Annotated in this window: 12 protein-coding genes and 1 pseudogene; 5 read left to right on the top strand and 8 right to left on the bottom strand. The window is 73.1% G+C overall.

What is annotated here, in order from left to right; all coding sequences use genetic code 11:
• Window positions 1–662: pseudogene (locus ABD323_RS30600) on the top strand (hypothetical protein); the annotation flags it as partial.
• Entirely contained in the window at window positions 659–1,225 is a 567-nt protein-coding gene (locus tag ABD323_RS30595) for a hypothetical protein (protein ID WP_344445283.1), read from the top strand. The pseudogene ABD323_RS30600 and the gene ABD323_RS30595, both read left to right, overlap by 4 nt.
• A 197-nt stretch (window positions 1,226–1,422) precedes the next feature.
• On the opposite strand, the gene ABD323_RS30590 is transcribed toward ABD323_RS30595, so the two are convergent.
• Window positions 1,423–1,905 (bottom strand): hypothetical protein, encoded by a 483-nt coding sequence (locus tag ABD323_RS30590; protein WP_344445282.1) that lies wholly within the window; start codon window positions 1,903–1,905, stop codon window positions 1,423–1,425.
• Window positions 1,906–2,039: 134 nt separating this feature from the next.
• Here ABD323_RS30590 and ABD323_RS30585 point away from each other — a divergent pair, with 134 nt between their 5' ends.
• From ABD323_RS30585 to ABD323_RS30575, 3 genes are all read left to right on the top strand, one after another.
• On the top strand, window positions 2,040–3,419 hold the full coding sequence (locus tag ABD323_RS30585) for an MFS transporter (protein WP_344445281.1): 1,380 nt from the start codon (window positions 2,040–2,042) through the stop codon (window positions 3,417–3,419).
• A 132-nt stretch (window positions 3,420–3,551) separates the two neighbouring features.
• Window positions 3,552–4,079, top strand: a complete 528-nt coding sequence (locus ABD323_RS30580) for a GNAT family N-acetyltransferase (RefSeq protein WP_344445280.1) — start codon at window positions 3,552–3,554, stop codon at window positions 4,077–4,079.
• A gap of 119 nt (window positions 4,080–4,198) precedes the next feature.
• On the top strand, window positions 4,199–5,257 hold the full coding sequence (locus ABD323_RS30575) for a S66 peptidase family protein (protein ID WP_344445279.1): 1,059 nt from the start codon (window positions 4,199–4,201) through the stop codon (window positions 5,255–5,257).
• A 191-nt stretch (window positions 5,258–5,448) separates the two neighbouring features.
• On the opposite strand, the gene ABD323_RS30570 is transcribed toward ABD323_RS30575, so the two are convergent.
• The 7 genes from ABD323_RS30570 to ABD323_RS30540 all read right to left on the bottom strand — a co-directional run.
• The gene (locus ABD323_RS30570; RefSeq protein ID WP_344445278.1) at window positions 5,449–6,726 is read right to left on the bottom strand and encodes an LPXTG cell wall anchor domain-containing protein; all 1,278 of its coding nucleotides are present in this window, start codon (window positions 6,724–6,726) and stop codon (window positions 5,449–5,451) included.
• Window positions 6,727–6,946: 220 nt separating this feature from the next.
• Window positions 6,947–7,411 (bottom strand): VOC family protein, encoded by a 465-nt coding sequence (locus ABD323_RS30565; protein ID WP_344445277.1) that lies wholly within the window; start codon window positions 7,409–7,411, stop codon window positions 6,947–6,949.
• A gap of 134 nt (window positions 7,412–7,545) precedes the next feature.
• On the bottom strand, window positions 7,546–7,890 hold the full coding sequence (locus ABD323_RS30560; RefSeq protein WP_344445276.1) for an alpha/beta hydrolase: 345 nt from the start codon (window positions 7,888–7,890) through the stop codon (window positions 7,546–7,548).
• 208 nt (window positions 7,891–8,098) lie between these two features.
• The gene (locus ABD323_RS30555; RefSeq protein ID WP_344445275.1) at window positions 8,099–8,734 is read right to left on the bottom strand and encodes a hypothetical protein; all 636 of its coding nucleotides are present in this window, start codon (window positions 8,732–8,734) and stop codon (window positions 8,099–8,101) included.
• A 148-nt stretch (window positions 8,735–8,882) separates the two neighbouring features.
• Window positions 8,883–10,247 carry a carotenoid oxygenase family protein gene (locus ABD323_RS30550; protein WP_344445274.1) on the bottom strand — a complete coding sequence of 455 codons (1,365 nt, stop codon included), beginning with the start codon at window positions 10,245–10,247 and terminating at the stop codon, window positions 8,883–8,885.
• 100 nt (window positions 10,248–10,347) lie between these two features.
• Complete coding sequence (locus ABD323_RS30545) at window positions 10,348–10,788, bottom strand: SRPBCC family protein (RefSeq protein WP_344445273.1); 441 nt, start codon at window positions 10,786–10,788, stop codon at window positions 10,348–10,350.
• Between the two features lie 57 nt (window positions 10,789–10,845).
• Window positions 10,846–11,994, bottom strand: a 1,149-nt coding sequence (locus ABD323_RS30540; RefSeq protein ID WP_344445272.1) for an MFS transporter, incomplete at its 5' end; no start/stop codon positions are given.

Here is an 11,994-nt window from a genome sequence, read left to right as displayed (position 1 = left end):
CCCGGCTGCTCGCGGTGGCCCCCGCCCTGGCCGGCCCGGCCCTGGCCCTGCTGATTCTCCCGGCCGCTGCGCGCGACACCTATGTCGTCGACAAGGCCGCCGCCGCCCTGGCCTGCGACGGACCGGTGTGCGTGACGCAGGCAAACCGCTCACGCCTGCCCGAGCTCGCGCCGCGCGGCAAGGAGGCGCTGCGCGTGCTGCACGACGCCCTCGGTGACCAGGCGCCGAACTCGGTGCGGGAGGAAACCGAGCTGCGCGCGGTCGGCGACCCACGCGAACTCTCCGGCAACGTGGTGCTGATCGACTTCGGTGACCCGCTGATCGCCCACGCGGCGGGGGCGGAACTGACCCGCATCCTGGTCGCCCAGGGCCTGGTACCGAACTGCGCACCGCGCACCGCCTGGGAGGGCGGGGGGCAGGTCGACATCCCCGCACAGAGCATCGCCGCGAGCTGGGCCCTGGGCGATCACCAGCTCGAATCGCTGCAGAAGCCGGACACCGCCGTGTACGCGCAGGGGGCATCGGCGAACGCCGAGGTCATCTGGAGGAAGCTGACGGCCCTGCCGCCGGACGAGCAGCGCTCGCGGATCGCCCAGGCGCATGCCGCCGCGCTCTCCTGCAATGACGAGCTCGCGGCGCTGACGGGGGAGACATCCTCATGAGATGGCTGATGCTCTATGCGCGTTCACGGCAGGTGCCTGCCTCTGCCGCCGCGGTCGCGCTCGTCGCTCTGGCGGTGTGGGCCCTCGACGGTCCGGGATCGGTGGACCTGGGGATCGCGGTCCTGGTCCTCGCCACGAACGTGGCGGCCGCTTCCGTCGGGCTCGGCGGGCAGGATTCCGCGCTGGATCGGACGGCTGCGATCCGGTGGATGCCCCGGCGGGCGGCGCATGTGCTGCTGGCCGGCGTGGTCGCCGGGGCGGCGCTGCTGGCGGTCCAGGCGGTGGGAGCCAAGCTCGCCCCGGCCGCGGTCGTCGTTCGGGACAGCGCGGGCCTGGCCGGTCTGGCCGCGCTCGGGGCGGTGCTGTGCGGGGCACAGTTCGCATGGACCCTGCCCATCGGCTGGCTCGCGTTCACCCTCCTCGTCCCGGTTTCACCCGGCATCGCGGGAGAGATGGGCAGCTGGATGATCATTTCCCCCGCCACGACGGCGTCCGCCGCGACCGCGTGGGCCCTGCTGGCGACCGGCACCGTGCTGTACGCCGCAGCAGGTCCGAGACGGTGACGGACACGCCCCGCGCTGAGCGCTTCAGTCGGCGAACCTTGCCAACTGAAGCCCCTCAGTCAGCGCCGGTCAGCCGCCGCGCCTCGGCCTCGCCGACCCGGACGGCCGGGTCCTGGACCGCCGCTCGCGCGTGCGCCCGGAGTCGGGTGGGGGCCGAAGGTCGGGCCCGGGACCCGCTGGTGTGAACCGACGGTGTGTCAGGCCGAAGGCTGGCCGTGGCCCTGGCCGGGTGATCCACAGTGGAAGGAAATCCTCCGCCGAGAGACCCTCTTCCGTCTTCTGGAGTGGATCGTGACGTTCTCACTGTCGGGGAGGCGGAACTTGAACCAGACCCTGTTCCCGACGGTCCTGCGTGCGGTCACGGGCTCTGCCGGCACCAACGGCACTTTCCACCAGGAGAAGTCGCGGGCCTCGGTCCGGGTCGCCTCGTTCCACGGCACCTCTGCCACCCACAGGAAGCGGAACCAGCGCAGCAGATCCATGCCATACGAGCGCTGGGTCGTCGCAGGCCGTCCCGCCGCCTGCAGATCCATCAGGTACGCGGCCACCGACCCCACCGGCAGACCGGCGGGATCCGCCAGTCGATACGGCTCCCATGGATCTCCGGCCTCTACCGGCGACCCCGCCCGCGGAACCGTCAGCGACCTCAGATCCCTCGGGGCATCCCCACGCTCGATCATGAGAGGCGACGGTAGCCAGTCCGCTTCCTGCCTGTCAGAAGAACAACGACAGAACCACCCGTAGTTCGGTCAACAAGCCCAGGGCGGGGGATAAGTGATTGACAAAACTCAATCACTCTTCGACGGTAGGTCCCATGACGCCTCCCGACCCCTCGCCTCCCGGCCGCTCCTCCTCCGAGCCCGCGGTTCCCGAGGGCTCGTCTCCCGAGCCCGCACCCCGCCGGCCGGGCGGGCGCGGCGGACTGTGGCGGCACGCCGACTTCCGTCGGCTCTGGGTCGGTGAGACGGTCAGTCAGCTCGGCGCGATGGTCAGCCAGATGGCCCTTCCGCTGGTCGCCATCCTGGTGCTGCACGCCGGTACCTGGCAGGTCGGGGTCCTGGTGGCGTGCGAGACCGCGGCGTTCGTGGCCGTGGGCCTGCCGGCCGGCGCGTGGGTGGAGCGGATGCGCCTGCGCCGGGTGCTGATCGTCAACGACCTGGTGCGGGCCGCCCTGCTGGCCTGGGTCCCGGTGGCCCAGCTCCTCGGGGTGCTGACGATCGAGCAGCTCTACGTGGTCGCCCTCGCGACCGGGGTGAGCACCGTCTTCTTCGACGTCGCCTACCAGTCCTACCTGCCGCAGCTGATCGACCGGCAGCTGCTGGTCGAGGGCAACGCGAAGCTCCAGGCCAGCGAGTCGGTCAGCCACATCGCGGGCCCGAGCCTGGGCGGCGCGCTGATCCAGGCGCTCACCGCGCCCTACGCGGTCCTCGTCGACGCGGTGAGCTTCCTGTGGTCGGCCGCCTGGGTGACGCGGATCGAGGCCCGGCCGCCGCGCCCGGAGCCCAGCCCCGACCCCAACCTGCTCCGCGAGATCCGCGACGGCCTGCGGTTCGTGCTCGGCAACCGGATCCTGCGCGCCATCGCGATGTGCACCAGCTCGGCCAACCTCTTCGGCTCGGTGATCTCCGCCGTCTTCTACGTGCTGCTCGCCCGCCAACTGCGGCTCTCGCCGGGCGTCATCGGCCTGCTCACCTCCACCGCGGCGGTGGGTGGCCTGATCGGTGCGCTGGTGGCCGGACGGTTCGCGGCGAAGGTCGGCCAGGGCCCGGCCATCTGGATCGCGAGCACGGTCGCCGGCCCCTGCGCGCTGGTCACCCCGTTCGTGCAGCGCGACTGGACGGTGGGGCTGCTCGCGGTCGCGCAGATCGCGATGTGGATGGGCATCGTGGTCTACAACATCAACCAGGTCAGTTTCCGGCAGGCGCTGTGCCCGCCCGGGCTGCTCGGCCGGATGAACGCGACGATGCGCTTCCTGGTCTGGGGCACGATGCCCTTCGGGGCGCTGCTCGGCGGCCTGCTCGGCTCGACGATCGGCGTGCGCGGCACCCTGCTGGCCGGGGCCGTCGGCCAGTCGTTCACCTTCCTGCCCGTCTTCCTCTCCCCACTGCGCCGGATGCGCGAACTGCCGTCCTACGCCCAGCCGGTGACCGACGGGGACCTCGCCGCCGACCCCCTGGTACCGAGCGAGCCCTGAGCGGGAGGCGGACACCCGCCCAGGGCCTGGGTCCCGGGCCCCGGGTCCTCGGGCAGGCGTAGGGACCGGCGACCCGAGGGCCGGTGCCTAGGCTGGCCCTCTCATCCGACGCACCGAGACGAGGACCAGCACATGCCCGACCGCACCAGGATCCGCCTGATCGAGCCCACCGACGCCGCCCCGATCGCCGAGCATCGGACCCGTGACGTCGAGGCCTTCCGGCCGTGGGAACCGGCCCGGTCGGCCGACTTCCTGACGCCGCAGGGCCAGGCGGAGCGGATCGAGGGGCTCCTGGCCGGACACCGGGCCGGCACGGTCTGGCCGGGCGTGGTGCTCGCCGACGACCAGGTGATCGGGCAGGTCACCGTCGGAGGCATCCTGTCGCAACCACACCTGCGCCGCGGCTCCCTCGGGTACTGGATCGGCAGTGTCGCCCAGAACCAGGGCCACGCCGGGCGCGCCGTCGGCCTGGCACTGCGGGTGATGACGGACGAGCTCGGTCTGCACCGCGCCGAGGCCTCGACCAATCTGGAGAACCTGCCGTCGCAGCGCGTGCTGCGCCGCAACGGGTTCAGCCCGTACGGCGTCGCGCACTCCGCCATCTTCCTCGACGGGAGCTGGCGGGACGGCCTGCTGTGGGAGCGGATCCTCGCCGACTAGGGTGCGTCTTCAGCCTCGTTGCGGACGTGCTGCCCGTGCGGTCGATCGCGCCCGTGGTCACGCCCCGAGCCCGGCGAAAGTCGCGTGACCCCGACCGGGGCGCCGGCGACACTGACGTCATGACCGGTTCCGCACCGCCCTCGCTGCCCTCACCGCCTCCGTCGCCCCACCTGCTTCGCCCGCGCGCCCTGAAGCCAGGAGATCTCGTTGTCATCGCGGCGCTCTCCGGACCGTTGCCGGCCGCCTACGAGCCCAACGTCGAGCAGACGGCGGTTGTGCTCGAGCGGATGGGATTCCGCGTGCGCCGGGCTCCGCTGCTCGAGGCAGGGCGTCACCACTGGTGGAGCGCGGCCACGCCGGCGGAGATCGCCGGGGAGCTCAACGGTCTGCTGCGGGATCCCGAGGTGCGCGCGATCGTCGCGAGTGACGGCGGTCAGACCGCGCTCGGCTACCTCGACCTGATCGACGTCGAGGCGATCAGGGCCGACCCCAAGCCGATCCTCGGCTACAGCGACATCTCGCTGCTGCACCTGGTGCTCCACGCGCGCACGGGTCTGGTCGGGTTCCATGCCGACATGGCCGTCCCCGGCTTCGGCGGGCACTGGCAGTCGGTGTCCGTGGCGCGCCGGGCGGAACTCGAAGGGCTCTACACCAGGTTGCTGACCGGTACCGAGGCGATCGGTGCGCTGCCCGCGAGCCCGTCGTGGGAGTGCTGGCGTCCCGGTCGTGCCGAGGGGCGGCTGATCGGCGGGGTGATCAACCGCATCGTACTGGCGCAGGCGACGCGTTTCGCGTTGCCGCTCGAACGCTTCGACGGTGCCGTGCTGTTCTGGGAGGAGATGGGCGGCCACGCCTCGTACGTGTGGAGCTATCTACAGGTGATGCGACACAGCGGCATCCTCGATCGGATCTCCGGCATGGTCGTGGGCGTTCCGCGCGAGATCGGCGGACTCGAGCCCGGCGCGTCCCCCACGCTGCGCGAGATCGTCCTCGACGTCCTCGGCGACCGTGACATCCCGGTCCTGGGCAACGTCGACGTCGGGCACGCCGGCCCCAACCTGCCGATGCCGGTCGGCATCCGCGTCGGCCTCGACGCGCGGCGGCGGAGGCTGTCGCTGCTCGAACCGGCGGTGGGGCCGCACGCGACGACGGGCCCGTCGATCGAGCACGGCTCCTGACGTCAGGGAGCACCCACCCCGAGGGCCGAGCATCAGCCCGTTCCGGCTGCCCGACGCGATCTGACGAAGAGGTCGATCCGCATGGGCGTCCTGCGGGGGCGGCCACCGCTGCTGGTGGCGGCGGTCCCGCTCTCCAGCCACCCGCCCGGCCGGGGCGCGACAGCGCACCCCGGCCGGACAGGCGGAGGCGGTCAGCCCCGGGCGCCCTTGCGGCGGCGGGTGACGAGGACGATGCCCGCGCCGAGCGCCAGCACCACGGCACCGCCGGTGGCCATCGCGGTGGTGCCGCTGGAGCCGGTGGAGGCCAGTTCGCCGCCGCCGGCGGCCTTGGTCGCCTTGGCGGCCGTGGCGGTCGGGGAGGCCTTGGTGGCCGCGGCGGGGGCGGTGGCCGGCGCGGTGGTGGCGGCGGGCGACGAGGCGGCGGCCGTGGTCGCGGCCTTGACCGTGAAGGTGGCGCTGCTGCTGCTGAACGGGTGGCCGATCGGGTCGGCGGCGGAGTAGACGCCGAAACCGGCGCTCAGCTTGACCTGCACGGGCTTGACGTCGGCGGCGGCCTTGAAGGTGAGCTTCAGCGAGGTGTCACCGGCCACCAGCGGGCAGATCGCCAGCCAGGTGCCGTCCATGACCGGGACGTGCTGGCTCTGCGCGCCCAGGGTCTGGCACTTGACGCCGTTGTCGGCGGTGACCGAGGTCAGGTCCAGGCCCTGCGGCAGGTTGACCTCCTCCTTGTCGGAGGGGTTCCAGGTCTGGCCCGCGGCGCCGTCCGCGGCCTTGAGCACCAGCACGGACGCGTCGGCCGTGTGCGCCTTGACGGTCTGGGTGATGCTCTGGCCCGCGGTCAGGTCGGTCAGCTGGAAGGTGGCGGCGTCCTGGGCGGCGCGGTCCTTGGACTCCACGTCGATGATCTCGGCGCTGCTCTGGAACTGCTTGGCCTTGGCGACGTCCGCCGCGACCTGGGCGTAGCTGGTGTAGGACGGGGCGACGAGCTGCTGGACCAGCATCAGCTCGGTCTTGTCCGGAGTCGCCGAGGTGGTGGTGACCTTCACCGTGGCGCGGGCGTGCGAGCCACTGCCGGGCGGCATCGGCGGCATGGTCGCCTGGCCGCTCGGCTTCGACATGTCGCAGAGGTAGGCGGCCGGGTTGGGGCCGTCCGAGGCGGGGGTGCAGGTGCCGTCGGGGAAGCTGAGCGAGACGCCGGCCGGCAGGGCGTGCATCTCGTCGTCGCGGGACAGCAGGCTGACCAGGACCTTGGCCGGGATCGGGCCGTCCGCCTTGCTGTCGACGTCGATGTTCCAGCTGTCGCTGTCCCCGGGGGCGATGGTCACGTTACGACCGGTGGAGTCCTGGGCCCACGGCTGCAGGGTGATGCCACCGAGGTCGTCGGCGTGGGCGGCGGCGCCGATGGCCACCTGCAGTGAGAGCAGTCCCAGTGCGGCGGCCCCCACGGCCGCGGTGCGAGCGATCTTCACGAAGTATCCGTCCACAGCGATGCGGCCGGGTGTGGCCGCGCAGCACGGAGGGGCAGTCCCCCCGGCAGTCGCACACACTAGCGGGGCGCCGGGGCTGCTCTGTATGCGGAGTCGGATCATGGGAGTCGATCGTGGCCGGTTCGTTATCTGTTTCCCGGTTTGCCGCCCGTGGCAGGGTGTCCGGGTCGGCCTGCGGGTCGGCGGTGCCCGGCTCGATGTCCTAGTGCACGCAGAACTCGTTGCCCTCCGGGTCCGTCATGACCACCCACTCGCCGGACGGTTCCTCGACCCGGTGCTGGATCCGGGCGCCCAGGGCGCGCAGGCGCTCGACCTCCGCTTCCCGTTGGCCCGCGGGGCCGTGCAGGTCGATGTGCAGGCGATTCTTGGCGGTCTTCTCCTCCGGACGCGGCACGCGGTTGAAGAGCAGCCGGCGCCCCAGCCCCACGCCGGTCTCCACGTCGTACGGCTCGTCGGGGTGGCGCACCGCCGCCGCGTCCCGCCAGGCGCGCCGGCCGTGATGCTCGACGAGGATCCCGGGCGGGATGGTGCCGAGGTCGAGGAGCCTGCCGATGAGGACGCTGTGGTCCTCGACCGTGTAGCCGAGCGCGGCGGCCCAGAAGTCGGCCTGGGCGTGCGGGTCATCGGCGTCGATGACGAGCTTCCAGTGCAGGGGGGCTGAGGTCATGGTCACCACTTATAGCCCCCGGCAGTGACATCGGCTGCCGCCGCCGCGCCGAGCCGGGTCGACGACGGCCACCGCCCGGGGCAGTACGGGCCCCGGGCGGTGGCCGCCGTCGTCGGTGGGTGCGGTGGACCGGCTCAGGTGGTGCAGGTGGTGCCGGCGGCGGGCAGGGTGCGGGTGGTCAGGTAGTGGTTGGTGACGTCACGGACGCAGTCGGAGACCAGGAAGGTGCTGTACTCGTCGCCCTCGCGGGCGAGGACGACGCTGCCGGGCAGCTGGGCCGCCAGGGCCGCGCCCGCCTGGAAGGGGGCCAGGGCCTGGTGGGTGGACTGCAGGATCAGGGCGGCGGGCGCGCCGTGGACCGGGGCGCCGGCCTTCACGGGCTGGGCGGGCAGCGGCCAGCCGAGGCAGCCGGCGAGGGCGTTGTAGGAGCGCACGGCGCCGCCCAGGTGCGGGGAGAGTGCGGCGAGCTGCTGCTGCAACTGGCGGAGCTGGTCGAGGGTGGTGACCTGACGGGCATTGTCGAGGCAGGCGGGGGCCTGGACCTGGACGGCGTCGAGGACGGTGTCGTCCGGGTCGTGGGTGAAGTCCTCGGCGCCGCCGTGCTGCGCGTTGACGATGGCCCGGGCCAGCTCCGGCCAGGAGGGGCCGGACAGCGTGAGGAAGTCCTGGGTGGCCTCGCGGATGTCCTCACCCGTCAGCGGCTGGTGGGCCCGGCCGCCGGTGCGGATCGGGGGTGCGGTCGGCGCCCGCGACGAGGGCGTCGTACTGGGCCGCGACGTCCTGGCCGTGCAGCGCGCACGTGTCGGAGGCGGTGCACCAGGCGGCGAAGCGGTCGAAGGCGGCCTGGTGCTGCGGGAAGTAGCTGATCCCCGCCGGCTTGGCGGGCTCGCCGCACAGGAGAGGGGTGCTGTGCCCCACGCCGCGCGGGTCCACGGCCACCAGGTCGAACTTCTGGGTCATGTCGCCGGCGAACTGGGACAGGTGGATGCGCATCGCCAGGCGCAGCTGCTCGATCGAGGAGCCGCCGGCGCCGTCGTTGAGGAGCAGGGTGCCCTGCCGGTGGGCCTGGTCGTCGGCCGGCCTGCGGACCATGGCGAGGGTGAGGGTGCCGGCGCCGGGGTGGGCGTAGTCCACCGGCACCTGGAGCGATCCGCACTGCATGGCCGTGAGGTCGGCGTCGGCGCAGGCGTGCCAGGCGATGGCGGCGGGAGCGGGCCGGTAGTCGGCCTGGGCGCTCTGCGCGAGCACGGGGACGGCGAGGGTGGTCGCGAGCCAGGCGAGGGCGAAGGGGATCCAGCGGCGGCGTCGGCGGCTGCGCTTCATCGGATGTCCTTGCGGCGAGCGGGTCGAGGGAGCGGAGCGAGGGAGCAGGTCGAGGGAGCGGAGGGTGGGGGTGCATCGGAAGGGAGGTGGACGGGGAGGGGCCGCGGCCGGCGGTGGTGCACGGTCGCGGCCCCGGGCTGACGGCGGGTCAGCCGGCGTCGCCCTCCAGGGCGCTGTCGGGGACCCAGGAGCCGTGGATCCCGGCCGGCACCCGGCGGGGGAGGTGGACGGTGGCGATCTGGTCGAGGCCGGCCGCGTCCAGGACGAGGAGCTGGGAGGCGTCCTGCTTGAGGTCGGAGACGACTGTCAGGAGGTAGCCGTCGTCCTCGTGGGTGGCGCCGTCGGCGGGGACGAAGACGGCCTCGCTCGGCAGGCGGGCGTCGCCGATCTCGCGGATGCGGCGGCCGCCGGTGGTGCGGTCGTACTTGACGATGCCGTAGCGGCCGAAGCCCTTCTCGTCGGGGAAGGAGACGGCGTACTGGTAGCGGTTCTCCACGCCCAGGTACTCCTCGTTGAGGGTGGGGAACTCGACGGCCAGGTCGTCGATGATCTGCTCGTCGACCGTGCCCGCGGCCAGGTCGGTGACCCAGCGGCGGGTGTAGGAACGGGCGTTGGGCTCGGTGCCGCGGCCGGGCGCGCCCACCCACCAGTTCCAGGAGAGCCGGAAGCCCTCGCGGTCCACGGTGGGACCCTCCAGCACGACGCGGCCCTGGCCGTCCTCGTAGGCGTTGGAGACGTGCAGCATGTTGCCCGGTTCGATGGAGAACCAGCGGATGCCGCGCGCGCCGTCCGCGCCGCGCGGCATGACGCCGATGCGGGCGGGCTGCCGGTCGCTCCAGCCGTAGGGGATGCCGGAGTGCTCGGTGGGGTCGAAGGTGACGTTGCCCTCGATGAAGACCACGTGGTGGCGGGTGATGGCGAAGTCGTGCTTCAGCGAGGCGCTCGCCCCGGGGATCTCGGCGCTGTGGACGATCTCGCCCTTGGCGTCGGCGACGTGGTACGTCAGGAAGGGCGGGAAGGGCGAGGAGCCGAAGAAGTGCAGCTCGCCGGTGACCGGGTCCTGCTTGGGGTGCGCGGTCATCGCGGTGCGCAGCTTGCCGCCGAAGTCGTGGGCGCCCACCGTCTCCAGCTCCCGGGTGAGCTCGAAGGGGAGGTTCGCCTCGCACAGGGCGAGCAGGCGGCCGCCGTGCTCGATGATGTGGGTGCCGGCGGGGCTGGCGGTCAGGTCGGGTCCACGCTCGGTCATGTAGGGGGCGCCGTCGAGGGCGGGGGTGTGCACCCAGCGGTTGCGGTACCACTCGGCGCGGCCCTCGCGCAGCCGGATGCCGTGGACCATGCCGCTGCCCTTGAACCAGTGGGTGGGGGTGACGCCGGGCTTGGGGTTGTGGCCGTTGCGCAGCAGGCGGCCGGTGAGCTCGGGGGGCAGGGTGCCCTCGACGGTGAGTTCGGTGGCGGTGAGCTCGTCGGGGACGGGGGTGTAGTGGCCGCTCAGGTAGGGCTTGTCGGTGGTCATGGCAGGGATCTCCCTCGGCGGGTGTGATGTGGTGGGTGTGACGCGGGTGTGACGCGGTGGATGCGACGCGGCGGGTGTGACCCGTGGACGCGATGGATGCTCAGGCGGTCCGCTCGGCACGGGACTTGAGGCGCGAGAGCCAGCTCTCCAGGGAGTCGTGCAGGGCCTTGCCGAGGTGGTCGACCGCCGCCTCGACCGGCGCGCCGCTCCAGGACTCCTCGGTACGGACGGTGACCTGGTCGCCGTCCTGCTCGAACATCCACACGTGCACGCCGGTGATGCCGGCGGCGGGGCCGCCCCAGACGATCCGCTCTCCGGGGACCAGTTCGAGCACGGTCGAGGCGATGTCCAGGCCGTGGGTGCGCCACTGGAAGGTGGTGCCGGCGGCCAGGGGGTCGCTGATCGTGGTGCTCTCGACGTCGGTGTTCCAGGCGGGCCAGGCCGCGATGTCGGTGTGCAGGTCCCACACCGTCGCGAGCGGGGCGTGGATCACGGTGGACAGGCGGACGATCACGGGTGCGGTCTCGTCGATGACGATCATGGGAGTGGTTCCTCTCCAGAGGGGGGTGGGTGTCGGTGGTGCGGTCGAGGGACGGGTTCAGTCGGTCCGGGTGAGGCTCGCCCCGACCGGCCGGGCGGCCGGCGGGGTGACGGTGCCGCGCGGGCCGGTGCGGCGGGTGAGCAGCACCGCGAGCAGGGCGGTGGCGGCCAGGACGGCGGCCGAGACGGTGAAGGCGGCCCGGTAGCCGGCGGTGAGGGCCTCCAGGTGGGGCCGGTGCAAGGCGGCGTGGGCGGTGACCGACCCGGCGAGGGTGGCCAGCGTGGCCAGGCCGATCGCTCCGCCGACCTGGCGGGTGGTGTTCACCAACGCGCCCGCCAGGCCGGCGTCCTGGGGCGGCAGGCCCTCCACGGAGAACGCGGTGAGCTGGACGAAGGCGACGCTCAGCCCCAGGCCCACCAGGACGCTGGGGCCCAGGATGTCGGCGAGGTAGCTGCCATGGGCGTCGATCCGGGAGAGCCAGAGCAGGCCCGCGGCCTCGGTGAGCAGGGCCGCGGTGACGGTCGCGGTGGCGCCGATCCGCCGGGAGATCCGCGGGGCGAGCGTCGATCCGAGCATGTTGGCCGCGGCGAGCGGGAGTTGACCCGCGCCGGTGGCCAGCAGGCCGGAGCCGAGGACCTGCTGCTGGTAGAGCGGCAGGAAGAAGAACAGGGCGATCCACACCGACCCCAGCAGGGCCATCAGCAGGTTGCCCGCCGCCACCCGGCCGGTGGTCAGCAGCCGCGGCGGTATCAGCGCGTTCGGCCGGCGCAGCTCGATCACCGCGAAGGCCACCAGGAGCGCGGCGGCGCCGCCCAGGGAGCCGAGCACCCGGCCGTCCGTCCAGCCGGCGCCGCGGGCGGTGGTCAGTCCCCAGACCAGGCAGGTCAGGGCCAGCGAGACGGTGGCGGTGCCCAGCAGGTCGAAGCGCCCAGGCCCGCGGTCGCCCGTCCGTGGCACGAGGACCAGCACGGCCACCAGGACGAGCGCCGACCCGATCGCGACGGCGTGGAAGATCCACGGCCAGCCCCACGCCTGGGTGAGCACACCGCCCAGCAGGACGCCGCCCGCGCCTCCCGCGCCGGAGACCGCGCCCCACACCCCCAGTGCCCGGCTGCGTCCGGGGCCGGCGGGGAAGAGGTTCATCGCCAGGGCGAGCGCAGCCGGGGCGATGGCCGCGGCGCCGGGGCCCTGGGCGGCCCCGGGGGG

The sequence above is a fragment of the Kitasatospora nipponensis genome (genome assembly GCF_039528135.1).
GTDB lineage: Bacteria > Actinomycetota > Actinomycetes > Streptomycetales > Streptomycetaceae > Kitasatospora > Kitasatospora nipponensis.
Note: the sequence above shows the minus strand (reverse complement) of the source record. Positions and strands in the feature narration are given on the sequence as shown.